Source organism: Flavobacterium sp. Flavsp81 (genome assembly GCF_059491325.1).
In genome coordinates, this window is the sequence record NZ_CP168505.1 from 1,402,657 (window position 1) to 1,419,971 (window position 17,315).

Annotated in this window: 17 protein-coding genes; 4 read left to right on the top strand and 13 right to left on the bottom strand. The window is 35.9% G+C overall.

Annotated features, from left to right (window positions below):
• Positions 1-143 precede the first annotated feature (143 nt).
• The 4 genes from ACEN92_RS05640 to ACEN92_RS05655 all read right to left on the bottom strand — a co-directional run bounded on the left by ACEN92_RS05640 (position 144) and on the right by ACEN92_RS05655 (position 2,293).
• Entirely contained in the window at positions 144-416 is a 273-nt protein-coding gene (locus ACEN92_RS05640; RefSeq protein WP_495641393.1) for a DUF6520 family protein, read from the bottom strand.
• 251 nt (positions 417-667) lie between these two features.
• A complete protein-coding gene (locus tag ACEN92_RS05645; protein WP_495641394.1) occupies positions 668-946 on the bottom strand; it encodes a hypothetical protein in 279 nt (92 codons plus the stop codon).
• A gap of 532 nt (positions 947-1,478) precedes the next feature.
• Entirely contained in the window at positions 1,479-1,757 is a 279-nt protein-coding gene (locus ACEN92_RS05650; protein ID WP_495641395.1) for a DUF6520 family protein, read from the bottom strand.
• 257 nt (positions 1,758-2,014) lie between these two features.
• Complete coding sequence (locus ACEN92_RS05655) at positions 2,015-2,293, bottom strand: DUF6520 family protein (protein ID WP_495641396.1); 279 nt, start codon at positions 2,291-2,293, stop codon at positions 2,015-2,017.
• A gap of 45 nt (positions 2,294-2,338) precedes the next feature.
• Here ACEN92_RS05655 and ACEN92_RS05660 point away from each other — a divergent pair, with 45 nt between their 5' ends.
• On the top strand, positions 2,339-2,518 hold the full coding sequence (locus ACEN92_RS05660; RefSeq protein ID WP_495641397.1) for a hypothetical protein: 180 nt from the start codon (positions 2,339-2,341) through the stop codon (positions 2,516-2,518).
• Between the two features lie 58 nt (positions 2,519-2,576).
• On the opposite strand, the gene ACEN92_RS05665 is transcribed toward ACEN92_RS05660, so the two are convergent.
• Entirely contained in the window at positions 2,577-2,852 is a 276-nt protein-coding gene (locus ACEN92_RS05665; protein WP_495641398.1) for a DUF6520 family protein, read from the bottom strand.
• 45 nt (positions 2,853-2,897) lie between these two features.
• On the opposite strand from ACEN92_RS05665, the gene ACEN92_RS05670 reads away from it, so the two are divergent.
• Positions 2,898-3,077: a hypothetical protein gene (locus ACEN92_RS05670; RefSeq protein WP_495641399.1), complete on the top strand. Its 180-nt coding sequence runs from the start codon at positions 2,898-2,900 to the stop codon at positions 3,075-3,077.
• A gap of 58 nt (positions 3,078-3,135) precedes the next feature.
• On the opposite strand, the gene ACEN92_RS05675 is transcribed toward ACEN92_RS05670, so the two are convergent.
• Complete coding sequence (locus tag ACEN92_RS05675) at positions 3,136-3,411, bottom strand: DUF6520 family protein (protein WP_495641398.1); 276 nt, start codon at positions 3,409-3,411, stop codon at positions 3,136-3,138.
• A 45-nt stretch (positions 3,412-3,456) separates the two neighbouring features.
• On the opposite strand from ACEN92_RS05675, the gene ACEN92_RS05680 reads away from it, so the two are divergent.
• On the top strand, positions 3,457-3,636 hold the full coding sequence (locus ACEN92_RS05680) for a hypothetical protein (protein WP_495641400.1): 180 nt from the start codon (positions 3,457-3,459) through the stop codon (positions 3,634-3,636).
• 57 nt (positions 3,637-3,693) lie between these two features.
• On the opposite strand, the gene ACEN92_RS05685 is transcribed toward ACEN92_RS05680, so the two are convergent.
• The gene (locus ACEN92_RS05685; RefSeq protein ID WP_495641401.1) at positions 3,694-3,966 is read right to left on the bottom strand and encodes a DUF6520 family protein; all 273 of its coding nucleotides are present in this window, start codon (positions 3,964-3,966) and stop codon (positions 3,694-3,696) included.
• 45 nt (positions 3,967-4,011) lie between these two features.
• Here ACEN92_RS05685 and ACEN92_RS05690 point away from each other — a divergent pair, with 45 nt between their 5' ends.
• Positions 4,012-4,191, top strand: coding sequence for a hypothetical protein (locus tag ACEN92_RS05690; RefSeq protein WP_495641402.1), 180 nt, complete (start codon positions 4,012-4,014; stop codon positions 4,189-4,191).
• 57 nt (positions 4,192-4,248) lie between these two features.
• On the opposite strand, the gene ACEN92_RS05695 is transcribed toward ACEN92_RS05690, so the two are convergent.
• The 6 genes from ACEN92_RS05695 to ACEN92_RS05720 all read right to left on the bottom strand — a co-directional run bounded on the left by ACEN92_RS05695 (position 4,249) and on the right by ACEN92_RS05720 (position 17,220).
• Positions 4,249-4,521 carry a DUF6520 family protein gene (locus ACEN92_RS05695; RefSeq protein ID WP_495641403.1) on the bottom strand — a complete coding sequence of 91 codons (273 nt, stop codon included), beginning with the start codon at positions 4,519-4,521 and terminating at the stop codon, positions 4,249-4,251.
• Between the two features lie 88 nt (positions 4,522-4,609).
• The gene (locus ACEN92_RS05700) at positions 4,610-6,142 is read right to left on the bottom strand and encodes a MauE/DoxX family redox-associated membrane protein (protein WP_495641404.1); all 1,533 of its coding nucleotides are present in this window, start codon (positions 6,140-6,142) and stop codon (positions 4,610-4,612) included.
• A gap of 499 nt (positions 6,143-6,641) precedes the next feature.
• Positions 6,642-9,398, bottom strand: a complete 2,757-nt coding sequence (locus ACEN92_RS05705; RefSeq protein ID WP_495641405.1) for an outer membrane beta-barrel protein — start codon at positions 9,396-9,398, stop codon at positions 6,642-6,644.
• A 339-nt stretch (positions 9,399-9,737) separates the two neighbouring features.
• The gene (locus ACEN92_RS05710) at positions 9,738-13,178 is read right to left on the bottom strand and encodes a pyruvate carboxylase (protein WP_495641406.1); all 3,441 of its coding nucleotides are present in this window, start codon (positions 13,176-13,178) and stop codon (positions 9,738-9,740) included.
• Positions 13,179-13,712: 534 nt separating this feature from the next.
• The gene (locus ACEN92_RS05715; RefSeq protein WP_495641407.1) at positions 13,713-14,858 is read right to left on the bottom strand and encodes a PepSY-associated TM helix domain-containing protein; all 1,146 of its coding nucleotides are present in this window, start codon (positions 14,856-14,858) and stop codon (positions 13,713-13,715) included.
• Between the two features lie 16 nt (positions 14,859-14,874).
• The gene (locus ACEN92_RS05720; RefSeq protein WP_495641408.1) at positions 14,875-17,220 is read right to left on the bottom strand and encodes a TonB-dependent siderophore receptor; all 2,346 of its coding nucleotides are present in this window, start codon (positions 17,218-17,220) and stop codon (positions 14,875-14,877) included.
• Positions 17,221-17,315: the final 95 nt, after the last annotated feature.

Here is a 17,315-nt window from a genome sequence, read left to right on the forward strand (position 1 = left end):
CTCCCGATCAAAAAGGTAAGCACAAAAAAAGAATCCCAGCATTTTGAAAACAGGCCGATTAAATCAGGGAAGACTGCGTCACCCCTGCAATGCCGTTCCATATAATATGGAACAGCATTGCAGCTGTTGCTAAATCCATATCATCATGGACGATACAGGACTGCTGTACAGTTCCCCGTAATAGGATTTTTCTCATAAGCCGCATAACCAATCGGATACGTATATCTACAAATAGGACCAACTATAGTAGTACATGCCACGGGAATTTCACATGTTGCATCAGCTTCCAATACGTAGCCAACTTTTATTTGAAAAGCGTTCGATGAGCTCTGCATTGAAGTAGTGGAAAAAGCCCCTGCAATGGCCAAAACAGCGGTGGCAACCGGCATTCCGTTTTTTAAAAATAAGGTTTTCATAATAATATTTTTTAGATTAGACTTTATTGATTTTTAGGTTAAACTTTTATCTGCCTGCCAGTTACGGGCATTGTGTTTTCCTTCCCCCTCTCCCTTTTTATATGTCGGTTCTAACCGGAATTATTATTTTTGGATAAAATCCAGCTCCAACCGATCAAAAAGATAGGCACAAGGCATCCCGGCATTTTTGAAAACAGGCCAATTAAATTAGAAAGACTGCGTCAGCGATGTAACTGCTGCTAAATACATCGTCATTGTGGACGATACAAGACTTGATTACACTTCATCGTAATAGGATTTTTTCCATAGGCCTGCACACCAAATTGATATGATATTCTACAAACTTGAGGTTGTGAAACATCACTACATATCACGGCAACATCACATTCGCCCAGCGTATCTAAGATGTAACCAGTTTTTAGTGCAAAAGCACTGGGGACACTCTGCATCGAAGTAGTAGCAAAGTCTCCTGCAATTGCCAAAACAGCCGTAGCCACCGGCATTCCATTTTTTAAAAATAACGTTTTCATAATAGTATTTTTTTAAGTTAAACTTTATTGAATTTTCAGGTTAACCTTTGGCCAGCCTGCCCGTTACCGGCATTGCGTTTTCCAGACCATTCTCCGGTTTTTATATGGCAATTTTACCCGGAGTTTTGCTTTTTTTTTGGATAAAATCCAGTCCCAGCCGATTAAAAAGGTAAACTCAAGGTATCCTGACGTTTTAAAACGCGGATCGGTACAAAAATCATAATATTACTTAGTTGCAGTACCTGTCAGGTTAAGGAATGCCCCTACAGTTTATACTAAATCTTGCGACACATATTTCCCACCTATGACATGTATTTAATGTCCCATCAGGTGGGATTTTAGCAAAAGCTATCGATCCATTGATCCCTACGGCAAATGGATCCTGATGGGACATATTATATATGCTGGTCTTAATCAGAACTGTTGCTTTTAGGGTAAAAATCCCACTCCAACAGATTAAATTATAAGATTGCGTTAGCAGCAATGCCGATACGGATTATGGAACAGCACTGCAGCTGCTCTAAATCCTTTATCATTGTGGACGTCCCAAGAGAGTAGTACAATTTCCGGTAGCAGGATCTTTATTAAAGACAAGTGGACCATTCGGATAAACAAATCTACAAGTTTGAGTTGGGATATCACTGCACATTACGGCTATATCACTACAGCTTCCATCAGCTTGTAATAAGTAGCCAATTTTTGGTGCAAAAGCACTTGATGCGCTTTGCATTGAAGTAGTGGCAAAGGCCCCTGCAATGGCCAGAACAGCCGTGGCAGCCGGCATTCCATTTTTTAAAAATAACGTTTTCATGATATTAAATTTTAGGTTAAACTTTGGCCTGCCTGCCCGTTACGGGCATTACGTTTTCCTGGCCATTCTCCCGTTTTATATGGCAGTTCTAACGGAATTTTGCTTTTGGATAAATCCCGCTCCAGCCAATCAAAAAAATAAACTCAAGGCATCCGGCATTTTTGAAAACAGCCGATTAAATTAAGTAAGACTGCATTAGCCTGCAATGCAGTTTCCATAATATGTAACGCATTGCAGTTGCTATTAAATCCAATTAATTAAAGTGGACGATACAGAACCCTTACACAATTCCCCGTAACAGGATCTCTCTCGAAGGCCTGCGGTCCACTAGGGTACCAAAGTCTACAAACTTGAGGTGACGGGATAGTAGTACATGCCACGGCAACATCACATGTTCCATCAGCTTCCAATATGTAGCCAACTTTTAATTGAAAAGCGCTTGATGCACTTTGCATGGAAGTAGTGGCAAAGGCCCCTGCAATGGCCAGAACAGCTGTGGCAACCGGCATTACATTTTTAAAAAATAACGTTTTCATAATATTAAATTTTAGGTTAAACTTTATTGAATTTCAGGTTAAACTTTGGCCTGCCTGCCAATTACAGGCATTGCCTATTTCCTGACCATTCTCCCGTTTTATATGGCGGTTTTAACCGGAGTTTTGCTTTTGGATACAATCCAGCACAAATACGATCAAAAAGATAAACTCAAGGCATCCGGCATTTTTGAAAGCAGGCCGATTAAATTAGGTAAGACTGCTTAGCCAGCAATGCCGTTACATATTATATGTAACGGCATTGCTGTTGCTATTAATCCGTTAATTAAGGACGATACAGAACCCTTACACAATTCCCCGTAATAGGGTTTTTCTCGAAGGCCGGATCACCTAGCGGATACGACCATCTACAAACTTGAGATGATGGAATAGTACTACATGCCACGGCAATATCACATGTTGAATCAGCCTCCAATATGTAGCCAATTTTTAGTTGATAAGCGCTTGATGCACTTTGCATGGAAGTAGTGGCAAAGGCCCCTGCAATGGCCAGAACAGCTGTGGCAACCGGCATTACATTTTTAAAAAATAACGTTTTCATAATATTAAATTTTAGGTTAAACTTTATTGAATTTCAGGTTAAACTTTGGCCTGCCTGCCAATTACAGGCATTGCCTATTTCCTGACCATTCTCCCGTTTTATATGGCGGTTTTAACCGGAGTTTTGCTTTTGGATACAATCCAGCACAAATACGATCAAAAAGATAAACAAAAGAATCCCGGCATTTTTGAAAGCAGGCTGATTAAATTAGGTAAGACTGCTTAGCCAGCAATGCCGTTACATATAATATGTAACGGCATTGCTGTTGCTATTAATCCGTTAATTAAGGACGATACAGAACCCTTACACAATTCCCCGTAATAGGGTTTTTCTCGAAGGCCGGATCACCTAGCGGATACGACCATCTACAAACTTGAGATGATGGAATAGTACTACATGCCACGGCAATATCACATGTTGAATCAGCCTCCAATATGTAGCCAATTTTTAGTTGATAAGCGCTTGATGCACTTTGCATGGAAGTAGTGGCAAAGGCCCCTGCAATTGCCAAAACAGCTGTGGCAACCGGCATTACATTTTTAAAAAATAACGTTTTCATAATATTAAATTTTAGGTTAAACTTTATTGAATTTCAGGTTAAACTTTGGCCTGCCTGCCAATTACAGGCATTGCCTATTTCCTGACCATTCTCCCGTTTTATATGGCGGTTTTAACCGGAGTTTTGTTTTTGGATACAATCCAGCACAAATACGATCAAAAAGATAAACAAAAGAATCCCGGCATTTTTGAAAGCAGGCCGATTAAATTAGGTAAGACTGCTTAGCCAGCAATGCCGTTCCATATAGTATGGAACAGCATTGCGCTGCTATTAATCCATTAATTAAGGACGATACAAGACTCTTACACAGCTCCCATTAACAGGGTTTTTCTCGTAAGCCGCATCACCTAGCGGATACGAAAATCTACAAACTACATTTGGGATAGTACTACATGCTACTGGAATGTCACATGTTGAATCAGCCTCCAATATGTAGCCAAATTTTAGTTGATAAGCGCTTGATGCGCTTTGCATGGAAGTAGTGGCAAAGGCCCCTGCAATTGCCAAAACAGCTGTGGCAACCGGCATTACATTTTTAAAAAATAACGTTTTCATAATATTAAATTTTAGGTTAAACTTTATTGAATTTCAGGTTAAACTTTGGCCTGCCTGCCAATTACAGGCATTGCCTATTTCCTGACCATTCTCCCGTTTTATATGGCGGTTTTAACCGGAGTTTTGCTTTTGGATACAATCCAGCACAAATACGATCAAAAAGATAAACAAAAGAATCCCGGCATTTTTGAAAGCAGGCCGATTAAATTAGGTAAGACTGCTTAGCCAGCAATGCCGTTCCATATAGTATGGAACAGCATTGCGCTGCTATTAATCCATTAATTAAGGACGATACAAGACTCTTACACAGCTCCCATTAACAGGGTTTTTCTCGTAAGCCGCATCACCTAACGGATACGAAAATCTACAAACTACATTTGGGATAGTACTACATGCTACTGGAACGTCACATGTTGAATCAGCCTCCAATATGTAGCCAAATTTTAGTTGATAAGCGCTTGATGCGCTTTGCATGGAAGTAGTGGCAAAGGCCCCTGCAATTGCCAAAACAGCTGTGGCAACCGGCATTACATTTTTAAAAAATAACGTTTTCATAATATTAAATTTTAGATTAAACTTTGATCTATTTTTCCTACAGGTATTCGATCTTTTACCTGATACCGGCCGGTATATTTTTGAAATGTTAGTTTTTTACATCAAAACTTCCATTTTTTATTTCATTAGCTAAGATTTTCCTGAACTTATAAACTGCAAGCTTGTTTCCAATTAATGCATATAAATTCTCCCCAGCGACTACGAAATCTTTAAGTTTTTCATCTCCGATGTTATAGATTGCCAAACTCATGAGATAAGCATTTTTATTAATATCATAAACATCAATTATAGAGGCCTGTTCCCATAACGTGTCATCTTCAAATTTTCCTTTTATCCTGGAATTTATAAAAAGAAGATTCCGATAAATAGCAGCATGTGCATTGACCGTAAGTGGCGGTGCTTTCATTGTTCGCTCATTCTGTTTGTCCTTTGTCAAATAAGCAACTTTAATTTGTGCCTTCGAAATCGTATCGATAGTATGACCACGATGGATTAACTCTCCATCCTTATCAGCAATGATGTATTGATTGCGATAGAAATACAAGTACAGCTGTCTTTGGAGTTCCTCATCGTATAAGAGCATGCCATCTGTATCAAAAAAGCCGTCTATCTGCTTCTGAAGAAGCGCATTTTTAAATTTTATCTGAGGTTTCTTATTCTCATTATAGACTCCGAGTATGTTAGCCATATTTTTGGTATTGGATCTAAATGTGATGCTGCTGCTGTCCATAGGCTCTGCCAGCGTAAAATAGGGAACTCCCTGCATCTGATGATTGAGTTTCCAGTCTCTCGTGTTTCCTCTGAAAATAGTCGGTACTTTACCATCCTTCAAATAAAAATAAGATTCCCTTACTGAAATTTTAGTACTCTGAAAAGGAATTTTCTTCCCCGGGTTAAAAATAATTTTTTCAACTTTTACATCCAGATTCTTATCCACCGATTTTAGCATCAATGGAGCCGTATAATTTGCAAGATATATCCGCCCTGCAGATTTTCCTGCAAAATAGTATGAATTGTACTTTAAATCTATTTCCCTTTTATACTGTGCCGGATGCTGAGGATATCGTCTGATAAAAGGATTTTCATAGTGCATGATATTTTCTGAGTAAAGAAATAAAAGGACAACTACTGCACTGCTACCTAAAACAGTCAATAAGAGCTGAACAGGATACGATACCATTTTTTTTCTGCCGGAATTATCCCGCGGATGATTCAGCCAGAGTGCTGATCCTGCTAATAATACAAAAACAATATTAAAAACCAGGTGTTGCTTCCAACTCATTTTCTCTAATACACCCCCACAGGAACAGGGGATAAATGAGCCATAATTCAAAATAACAAAAATATAGACTGAGAACATTGTCATTAAGGCAAATCCGGCATACAGTGCCATTAAGCGTGTTCTGCGAAAAAAAAGGAATAGGGCAATAAGAAATTCTATAATCAGGACCATCCAGGAGACCCAATCTGCAAAAGCACTTAATAAAGGAGATTGCCCCAGTTGAACTTTAAAGTTTTCAAAATCAAGCCCTTTGTTCATTGCTGCATAAACTAATAAGAATATATACAGCAGGCATACTACATCTAAAAATGTCTCTTTGGGGTTTTTAAATAATCTCATGTTGAGGTTCTTAAATAATTTCATGTTTAGTAGGAATTACATTAAATAATTAATAAATCGATCAATACACTTACAAAGTTACTTTGATCATAATCAAAATTCAATCTTAAAAACGAGGCAAAAACTTACAAAAACAAGCCATTTTTAAATAAACACCCTGATTAATCATATAGAATAAAAAAACAGGCTGCAATTGCAAAAACCACAATATCAGGTGAGCAGATTATTGAACAAAAAATAAGAAAGGTGTAAATAAGAAAATAAATTTCGGTAATTTTAAAAATACGGAACCAAAATGTCTAAAATGCAATTAAATCTTGAAGAAGCACGGTAATGTTACTCCAGCCTTCACTGAGCGGAGTCGAAATGTGTTAAACAAAAATTTCATGAATGCACCAACAGGCTAAGTACCAAAATTTTAAGCATAATATAATTATAGTGGAATTTTGATGTTAAAGACCAAAAAAAAGCAAATATTTGAATTAAGCATCAAGTCTAATTAATTTTCTTCTGCTTTTCGTCTGGATTCTTTTTTATCGGATGCAAAATTTCCAATTTTATAAGATAAAGAAAACATCACATATCTTTTTAGAACCGTGTTTTCTTCATCGCGGATTGATGTCGAAGAAATTGTTCTTACAGCGCTTTGATTTTGGTTTAAAACATCATAAACTTTTACTTTTAAAAACAATTTTTTATTCAGGAATCCATAGGCCAAACTAGTATTCCACAAATAAAAACCTTTCTTAAAATCACTTGAAAGAGCAGAGTTATACGTATAGCCAAAATCATTCCCGAAAACCAAATTTTCCGGCCAATAGGACGTTGTTTCTAAATCAATTTTATGAATTACGTTAGAACTAGCATTTGTAGAATAATTCTCGTAATTGGTTTGGTTATAAGACAAACTGTATGATGGAGAAACAGTAAGCAGCTCGCCATAATTGTATGCTAAATTTATCTGAGGGGTAATTGCTGTTGATTTTGCATCATACAAAACAGTATTTGTATATCCTTTATCGAAAGAATAACTCCCATTTAGTGCTACACTATAAACTAAAGCATGAGCACCCTTTTTTATAGAGCGATACCAGTATACCCCACCAGAAGTTGTATAAGTTCCTGAAATGTTTGCATAAGTAGTGGTGCTTTTTCCGCTGTCATCATAGTCTGAAATTGGGATCACATTATTGTTATAGTAATTAGCATTAGCATATACAATGTAACCGGAGCGTTTAGGGATATCAAAATTCCTGAAATTTAAATTAACACTGCTTGTTTCAACAGGATTCAGATCCGGATTTCCAGTTATGGTATTCAAAGGATTGCTCAGATTCCGGACCGGCAGCAGCTGACTCGAAACAGGAAGAACATTGAAATGATTGAAATTAAGCATTAAATCTTTCGACTGGTTAAACTTATATCTTATAAGAAAATCACTATAGGGTAAAGCGTATTTCTTATTCAAATTGGTTACTTTATCTAAATACAAAGAATGATTATCATAATTAGTGATAGCCATTCCGGAATTTATGTTTATGGTAAATTTATTGTTTTCCCATGTAATTCCTGCTTTAGGACTAATCGTATTTTGCCTGGAAGTTATATAATTGGTCAATGACAAATTTAAATCCGAATAAGATTGCGTGGCCGGATCAAAATTGAATGTTTTTTCATCGTCTTTAATATCTGCCAAATTAAATTCTGACCCAAGTCTTATTCTCAACGAATCTGTCAGAGGCTCAGTATATTCAAAATTTAATGAGTAAGCATCATTCTTAGTATCCTTTTTTGTATTCTGATTTCTCTCATCATTAGGTTTGCTGTCGTGATAAAAAATAGTTTCCGAAAGATTTAATGCATCCGAGTTGCTCCCGGAGTTGGTAGTAGAAAAAATCAAGCTTAGATTACGGGATTTTTTCTCAAAAGTTTTATTAAAATTGATACTGTTACTAAAACTAGTATTTGTAGTTTCTGTATACGATTTTGAATTACTTTCGTTTAAGGATTGTCCGTTTTCATCCTCAGAAAAACTGGAAAAATCAGAATTATTATGGTTACGGGACTGATCGAATTGAGACGAAATAAAAAATTGTGCAGTCGGATTGATTTTATATCCTAATTCAAGATTTGCTTTATTCCCGGTATTTTCATCTCTCGTCTTCGAGTCCGAGCTCGTTCGGATACTTCCTGCAGGCAAAAAACTGGTTTGATCCGATCTGTTTTTGTTTTTATTGACTGTATTCGAAAAATTATAATTCGTCCCGGCTTCCAGATCTTTGAACCATTCATCCGAATAATTAAATCCTGCCAGGTTAGACTGTGTGATTCCATTCCTGCTTACAGGATTGGAAGCTGCGTTTTTGTCATTATTATTTCTTCCCCCTCCCATAGCACCAAACACATCATCCATAGAGAATCCGGTAGAATTAATATTATTCGAAGAAGCCAAAACGCTTATCTTTCGTTTATTATTAAAAAGATTCATCATAAGACTGCTTTCATACCGATCATCCGAACCATAACCTCCAAGTATCTTTCCAAAGAAACCTTTATTTTTATTCTCGTCTATAGTTAAGTTAATGCTCGAATGATCCGAAGTCGATTCCTGCCCGGACAATTCTTCTTTTTTGGTTTTAAAATCAGATACTTGAACCTTTTTTATAATATCTGCAGGCAAATTTTTTATGGCGATAGCGCCATCCTTATCAAAAAAAGTTTTTCCGTTTACCAGAAACTGAGTCACTTTTTTTCCGTTTACAGTAACTTTGCCATCATTATCAATGTTAAAGCCGGGTAATTGTTTTAATAAAGTTTCGATATTCGAGTCCGGGCGTACTTTATAAGAGGAAGCATTAAACTCCAGTGTGTCTTTCTTTATTCTAATTGGTGCAGCCTCACTTTTTATAACCACGTTTTCCAGGGCATTTGCTTTTTCCAGCAAATATAACTTCCCATAATCCTTACTTGCATGAAATCCTTTTTCCTTCTCATAAAAAGGCTGATATCCCAGATAACTTATTTTCAAAATAACCGGTTTATTGTATTTTCTGGTATTTATGCTAAAAAAACCATTTTTATCTGTTGTTGCATATGCAATAACAGAGTCTTTGGCAGTAGTAAAATAAACTGTTGCAAGCTCTACGGGCAATTGTGTCTTAACATCAATGACAGTTCCTTTAATAACAATATCATTCTGAGCGCTAACGATATGACTTAAAAGAAAAAACAATAAAAAAAAATATAGTCTTAACATGAAAGAATTTTTAATACTATGAGACCAAAAAAAGTCTAAGGTTTGCTGTTTTAGATTACTTTTTACCAGCTTTTTTAACTTCATAAATTATCTTATTCAACTGGAATAAATTTAGTCAAAAAAAGTTTTTAAAACAATAATACATAAGCACATAAATAAAAAATGTAAAATTTTACTTTCAAATTTAGCGTAATGTAGTTCAGAAATGCGTATCAAAAACAATCCAAAACTTTACAAAAACGTGCCAGTTATTCCGTAAAATCTTTAAAATCAAACTTAATTAACAGATCATAAGAGATTATTCTCATGATTGAAACACCTTAAAAGCATTTGTATGCTTTAATGCAGCACATCGTATTCTATTAACAAATCCCCTTTTTCTACGAGGCTATTTTCAACAAGGTGAATTTTTTTAATAACTCCTGCACATCCCTGTACGGTGTTTTCCATTTTCATCGCTTCAATAGTAAATAAAGGCTGATCGTGCTTAATTATATCTCCTTCTTTTACCCATATTCTGCTCAGTAATCCAGGGAGAGGTGCGCCAACTTCAAGATCTGTCACTGCTTTTCGATTTTGGGCAACCCCGCTTTTTATCGATTTATCTTTTATTTCAATAGCTTTCGTCTGTCCGTTCAGCTTAAAATAAACAGTTCTTATTCCCTTCAAATCTGGTTCGGACTTGTATAAAAATTTTACGATAATGGATTTTCCCTTAGAAATATTAATAATTATTTCTTCATTGGGTTTTAGTCCATAGAAAAATGCCGGAGAGGGAATAACACTAACATCTCCATATTTTTCCTTTGTCATGAAATAGTCTTCAAAAACTTTTGGATAAAATTTATATGATAAAAAATCAGCCAGTGTGCAGTGTGAAGAAAATTTTTCCTGAAAAGCTTCAAACTCTTTATCAAATTCAATAGGGGCTAAATGTGCATTGGGCAGATCTAAAAAAGGTTTATCCTGCTTTAATACCATTTTTTGAAAATCTGCCGGCCATCCATCATCAGGCTGACCCAGTTCTCCTTTGAGCATTCCTTTTACAGAATCCGGAAAAGACAAGGAATTTCCTTTATCGAACACATCTTGTTTACTTAGATTACTGCTAACCATAAACATCGCTAAATCTCCCACCACTTTAGAAGACGGTGTTACCTTTATTATATCTCCAAGGAGACTATTCGCATCCTGATATGCTTGTTTAATATCTGTCATTCTGGTCTCCAGACCCAGCGAATATGCCTGAGTCTTAAGGTTTGAATATTGTCCGCCGGGAATTTCATGTTTGTAAACTTCAGCTGTATTTGATTTCAAATCCGATTCAAAAGGATAGTAGTACTCTCTGACATCTTCCCAATAATTGCTGTACTGATTTAGCTTTTCAATATCAAAGCCCAAATCGCTTCGGGTTCCTTTTAGTGCTTCCAGAAAGACGTTAAAATTTGGCTGTGATGTAAGCCCTGACATAGAAGCCAATGCGACATCAATGATATCAACTCCTGCCTCTACAGCTTTGAGATAAGTCGCAGACTGAATACCGGCTGTGTCATGAGTATGTAAATGAATTGGAATTTCAATAGACTTCTTTAATTCGGTTATTAATAATTCAGCGGCATAAGGCTTTAATAATCCTGCCATATCTTTAATGCATAAAATATGAGCACCGGTATCTTCTATTCTCTTTGCTAAATCCAGGTAATAGTTGAGATTATACTTCGGGCGTTCAGGGTTAAGAATATCGCCGGAATATCCCATGGAAACCTCAGCCATAGAATTTGTATTTTGGAGTACCGCATTAATACTGGTTTTCATATTCGCTATACTATTTAACGAATCAAAAATCCTAAAAACATCTATCCCTTTCTGAGCAGAAATCTCAATGAATTTTTCAACTAAATTATCAGGATAAGCAGTATACCCTACACCATTGGATCCCCTGATTAACATTTGAAGCAGTACATTAGGCATTGCTTTACGCATTTGTTCCAAACGATCCCAGGGGCATTCATGTAAAAATCGCATAGCAACATCAAAAGTTGCTCCTCCCCATACTTCCATAGAGAACATTTGAGGAAAATCTTTTGTAAATGTCGATGCGAAAGGTATCATATCAATTGTTCGGACTCTTGTTGCCAATAAAGACTGATGTGCATCCCGCATAGTACAATCTGTGAATAATATTTGATTTTGATCCTTAATCCACTTTGAAAATGCTTTGGGTTTCAACTGATCCAGCAACTGCTTGGTTCCATCAGCATGGAATGCATTTGAAGGTACCGGTAATTTTGGTGTCAGGAATTTTTTCTCAGGCAAAATAAATTTGACGTCCGGATTTCCATTTACAATTGTATTACCTATAAAAGATAATTTTTCAGTTACATCATCAGATTTTGTTTTAATGTTCATCAAAGAAGAATTCTCTCCTATAAAATTAACTGTAATGCTTCCGTTCTGAAAATCAGGATGAATAATTAAGTTTTCCAGAAAAGGAATATTGGTTTTAACGCCTTCAATGGTAAATTCTTTAAGCGCTCTTAAAAGCCGCTGGCTTGCTCCTTCCAATGTTCTTCCTCTGGAAGTAATCTTCACTAACATGGAATCAAAAAAAGGAGAAATCTTAACGCCCGAATAGGAACTTCCTTCATCAACCCTGATTCCATAACCGCCTGCATTTCTGTAAGCTATAATTGTCCCATAGTCAGGGGTAAAGTCATTCGCAGGATCTTCTGTGGTGATTCTGCATTGAATTGCAAAACCACTGCATTTTAAACTTCCCTGATCAAGAATATGTATGCCGGGACTGGACAACTTATGACCACAGGCAATAAGAATCTGACTTCTGACAATATCAATTCCGGTTATTTCTTCTGTAACGGTATGTTCAACCTGAATACGGGGATTTACCTCAATAAAATATATATTTTCGTCTGCATCAACCAAAAATTCGACTGTGCCTGCATTATTATATTTTACTTTTTCTGCAATACTAATAGCATAACCGTATAATTTATCCTTGGTTTCCTGTCTTAGGTTAGGTGCAGGAGCTATTTCCACAACTTTTTGAAATCTTCTCTGAACACTACAGTCTCTTTCGAATAAATGAACAATATTTCCGTGCTTATCCCCTAACAACTGTACTTCAATATGTTTAGGGTTATCAATGAATTTTTCTAAAAATAAGGTATCATCGCCAAAAGCCGTTTTTGCTTCTCTTTTAGCATCATTGAATAATGCCTCCAATTCACTGGCTCTTCTTACCACACGCATACCACGGCCACCGCCGCCTGCAGCAGCTTTTAGCATTAAAGGATAACCTATTCTATCAGCTTCCTGCTTCGCAACAGTTGCCGAAGAAAGATCTATTCTGCTGTCTTCTATCAAAGGCACGCCGGCAGATAGTGCAATTTTTTTCGCAGCTACTTTATCGCCTAACTGTTCCATAATTTTGGGATCCGGTCCAATCCATAGAATACCGTTTTCAATACATTTAGCCGCAAACTGGACATTTTCGGATAAAAAACCATAACCGGGATGAATGGCATCGACTTCTTCTTCTTTGGCTACTTTAATAATTTCGTCAATGTCAAGATACGGTTTCAAGGGTTCTGTATTTTTTCCTATCTGATATGCCTCATCGGCTTTGTACCTATGCAGTGAATACCTGTCTTCATAAGTATAGACTGCAACAGTTTTAATTTTGAGTTCCGCAGCAGCGCGGAAAATACGTAGTGCAATCTCTCCTCTATTTGCAACTAATAATTTAGAAATTACTCTCATGGTAATAAATTAAGTTAAATATCCAAAAAAATCATTTTGAATAACGTAACAACAATTGATCTCTTAATATATGATGCTTAAAATCCTCTTTATTCAGACTCACTCCCGAATGTCATGGATGATAGATTAATTAATATATTTTGTTTTCATTATTCATAAAATAATAATACTATAAAATTTCTGCGCAATAAATTATTACAAATTCATCCCAAAGAGTAGCTAACTTCTATAAAAGATATAATGACTGCAGCTATTTTCTATACGAGTATTACTTATGAAAACGAAAGTAAGCTATCCACAGCATAGTCTCTGTGTCTTTTGTCACAGTAATACCCTACATAAATATTTATTTTATAATTAAGCACTCACAGTATGCCACGATCCTATTTTGATCCGGCATCCGCTTTCCTGTTAAGACAAGACAGTTTAAAAAAAAACTCCAAAATCAAATGACTTTGGAGGTTTGTAATTGTTGTGGGTGATAAAAAATCCGAATCATAAATTCTATTTTTTCACTACTTAAAAAATAGGAGATCAGTTACGTTTCTTTTTTTTATTCCGTCCCCACCAAATCAGAAAACCGCTGACAGGGAGAAAAGCACAAAATAAAGAAACCAGCGTTGCTAAAATTTTGGTTGGCAAACCATAAATACTGCCCGTATGAATGGCGTAATTACTGTTTCTCCATTTTGCTCCCAGTGTTTTATCTTTGTGTGTAACTGTAAAATAATTTTCAGCTGACCTGCTATTGTAAGTATAACTGTCAGATTCATCCCAGCCTGAATTACCTTTATGCCTTACAAAAGATGCGACGGGAACTGAAATTCCACCGGGCTTTTCCGGCAGTGATAAACCAATAGAAGACCAGTGCGGAACTTTCTTTTTTGTATCCGAAACGATGTATTGCAGTGGGTTTGCTACTGTTTTATTACTGTTATCTCTGATTTTAGGAGCTTTATTCCATACTTTTTCAGGATCATTTCCCAAAAGTTTATAAATTCCGTTTGTCCACCAGTCAAATGTCCATACTAATCCCGTAGCTGCAAAAATCAAAATAAACAAAAAAGTATAAATCCCCCCAATATTGTGAAAATCATAGTTTTTACGTTTCCATTTTGTGGTGTCTTTCCATCGGAACCATACTCTTTGTTTCAGTGCCGCTTTATTTTTGGGCCACCATAAATAAATGCCAGTAAGGATCAGAATAAAAATAATTAAAGTTGAAATTCCTACGATATAATGACCGACGTCATAAGTTATCAGCAGATTTTGATGCAGTATTCTCAAATTAAATATCCAATCATACCTTAAATCTACCTCACCTAATTCTTTGCCCGTATATTGGTCAATATAAATACGGCTATAATTTTCGTAATCAGAAGCCGCTGTCCAATGCTTTTTAGTGCTTTCTTTATAGCTTGTAAAAACGTAACTCTTTTTGGGATTGCTGTCAATTTCTACATAGTCAGCAAGAGGATATTTTTGTTTTACAATATTAGTCAGGGAATCTAATGGTAAAACAATGCTTTTAACCTCTGGCACAAAATACTTGTCTTTATGGTACCATGATGATAATTCCTGATCCCAGACAAAAATACTGGCAGCAAGCATGCTTATAAATACAACAAGCCCGGACGAAAGCCCGAGCCATAAATGTATTTTATTAAACAGTTTTCTCATTTCGTTAAGATAAAATTTAGAACGTATAACCAACATTAACAAGGAAATTGCTTGGGGCTCCTGTAAAATTTCGCTGATAGTTATAACCTCCTGTTAAATATTTTTTATCAAAAATGTTGTTGAAATTAATTCCAATTGTAAAACGGTCTACTTTATAATAGGCCGCAGTATTAAAAACAACATATGAAGGAAGCTGCAGTGTTCGCACAAAAGTCTCTCTTTTTGAAACCTGGCTGTGTCCCACTGCAAGGCCAAATCCTTTAATTTTTCCTTCAGTAAAATTGTATTTTATCCAGCTTCCGCTAATATTTTTCGGTGCATTTTCTTTGGTTCTGCCTGCATTATTATCCGTGTCATCTTTTGCAGACTTAGTAATTATCGCATTGTTATAAGCATAGCTTAAATTAATGCTCCAGTTATTATCGATTCGGCCTGTTGCTTCAAATTCAAAACCTCTGGCACGTTCCTGTCCTCTTTGTTCTAATAAATCCGGATTTGCTGCGTCATTGGCACTTACCAGTATATTATTTCTCGTAATCTGATATATAGCTGTACCGATAAAAAGTCTTTTGTTAAAGAACTCCCCTTTTGAACCTATTTCATATAAATTACTGGTCATCGGGTCAAAAGGACCGCCTATATTTGCATTGCCCACAATTGAAGCATCCTGTGCCTCAAAACCTGTAGCATATGTCCCGTAAGCATTTATATTATCTGTAATACTGTAAGTAAGCCCGACTTTTGGCAATAATGCTTTTTCTGATTTTTTCCCTTCAGTAATACCGGCTGAAGCGTTTTCGGGAAAAGTATAAAATTCTTGTCTCAGACTTAATAATAACTGAATTTTTTTATACTTAATTAAATCCTGAACATAAAAGCCGTTTGTATAATATTTACTAATCTCATTCGTAGGATCATTAAAATTATATTTCTCAACAGGACGGATAAAATAAGTCGGATTAGATAAATCAAAGTTGCTTACATTCCCCGTTTCATTCTCTGCATCTCTTTGATACTGGTTAATTTCTCCGCTGATATAATCATATCCCGCAACTGCCTGATGTTCCAGACTTCCCGTTTTAAATTTGGAAGAGAAATAAGTTGACAGGTTATTTCCATGCTGGACTGTCTTTCGATCATTAAAATACATCGCAATCAAGGTTGGTGTGATATATCCATTAAAACCGTGCTCATTTAATTCTTCGTCATATCTTACTTTCAAATAAGAAGCGTTAAATGTCAAATATTTATTTATTGCCTGGCTAAAAGATAAAGTCAATGCTAATGTTTTGCTTTTCAAATAATCATTAGGCTGGGCAATGTTAAAACTAATAGGAGTTGCAAAAAGATCTGTAGTACCTTGTACAATAGTTCTTCCTCTGTCAAGTTTGGTGTCCAGATTCGTGTAAACCAAATCAGCATTAAAACGAGTGCCTTCTTTTGGTATAAAAGAAATAGATGGAGCAATCACAATTGATTTATTACTGATCTGATCTCGATAGGTATCAGCATTTTCATATCCTAAATTTAATCGGTATAAAAGTGTTTTGTCTTCATTTACAGCACCGGTAAAATCTGCAGAAGTCCTAAATGTATTAAAACTTCCCGTTGTAAACTGAATTGCCTGCCTGGTTTCATCTAATGGTTTTTTGGTAATCATATTGATAGTTCCTCCCGGGCTTGAGTTGGCAAAAACAGCCGATGCCGGTCCTTTTATATATTCGACTCTTTCAATATTAACCAACAAAGGACTGGTCCAAAAGTTATTTACACCACGAAGTCCGTTTATTAATCTTCCATTGCTGTCGTTATTTCTAAAACCTCTGATAGTTATATCGTCATAAGTACTAAATTCATTTACCCCTGCCACGTTTTTACCGACATCTTTTAAACGTAGTGCCTGCTGATCCTGAATCAGCTCTTTTGTTACAAATGATATGCTTTGAGGGACATCAATAACCCTCATTTCCAGCTTGGTTGCCGAAAATGTATTGTCATTTTTATAGGATGATTTTTTTCGCCCTGTAACTTCAACTGACTGGAGCTGATTTGTCTTTTCAATCAGGACAATTTCAGGTACAACCGTAATTTCGTTATCCTTTAGTTGAACAGCTGTTTCCTGGGTTTCATAACCAGTGGCAGAAAGGATAAGAATTATATTTCCGGCATGTAAGTTTTTGATTTCATATGCTCCACTATTGTCAGTTGTAGTAGATATTGAACTTCCTTTGATTTTAATATTTATTAATTCAGGGGAATCAATATTTGCAGTTTTCACACTACCCGAAACGCCTGCTGTTTGCGAAAACATATAAGTGCTTATTAAACTAAAGAATAAGCTTAAAGATAATTTGGTCTTCATTATTTGGATTGTTAATTTTTGGCAAAAATATACTATTTTTATTAATTCCAAATAAGAATAAAATTATATTCTCAAAAAAAATGAGGGATTGTGAG

Bases quoted from the DNA above. Each gene is read 5' to 3' on its own strand.
- ACEN92_RS05640 (WP_495641393.1), bottom strand. From the start codon at position 416: ATGAAAACCTTATTTTTAAAAAACGGAATGCCGGTTGCCACCGCTGTT.
- ACEN92_RS05645 (WP_495641394.1), bottom strand. From the start codon at position 946: ATGAAAACGTTATTTTTAAAAAATGGAATGCCGGTGGCTACGGCTGTT.
- ACEN92_RS05650 (WP_495641395.1), bottom strand. From the start codon at position 1,757: ATGAAAACGTTATTTTTAAAAAATGGAATGCCGGCTGCCACGGCTGTT.
- ACEN92_RS05655 (WP_495641396.1), bottom strand. From the start codon at position 2,293: ATGAAAACGTTATTTTTTAAAAATGTAATGCCGGTTGCCACAGCTGTT.
- ACEN92_RS05665 (WP_495641398.1), bottom strand. From the start codon at position 2,852: ATGAAAACGTTATTTTTTAAAAATGTAATGCCGGTTGCCACAGCTGTT.
- ACEN92_RS05675 (WP_495641398.1), bottom strand. From the start codon at position 3,411: ATGAAAACGTTATTTTTTAAAAATGTAATGCCGGTTGCCACAGCTGTT.
- ACEN92_RS05685 (WP_495641401.1), bottom strand. From the start codon at position 3,966: ATGAAAACGTTATTTTTTAAAAATGTAATGCCGGTTGCCACAGCTGTT.
- ACEN92_RS05695 (WP_495641403.1), bottom strand. From the start codon at position 4,521: ATGAAAACGTTATTTTTTAAAAATGTAATGCCGGTTGCCACAGCTGTT.
- ACEN92_RS05700 (WP_495641404.1), bottom strand. From the start codon at position 6,142: ATGAGATTATTTAAAAACCCCAAAGAGACATTTTTAGATGTAGTATGC.
- ACEN92_RS05705 (WP_495641405.1), bottom strand. From the start codon at position 9,398: ATGTTAAGACTATATTTTTTTTTATTGTTTTTTCTTTTAAGTCATATC.
- ACEN92_RS05710 (WP_495641406.1), bottom strand. From the start codon at position 13,178: ATGAGAGTAATTTCTAAATTATTAGTTGCAAATAGAGGAGAGATTGCA.
- ACEN92_RS05715 (WP_495641407.1), bottom strand. From the start codon at position 14,858: ATGAGAAAACTGTTTAATAAAATACATTTATGGCTCGGGCTTTCGTCC.
- ACEN92_RS05720 (WP_495641408.1), bottom strand. From the start codon at position 17,220: ATGAAGACCAAATTATCTTTAAGCTTATTCTTTAGTTTAATAAGCACT.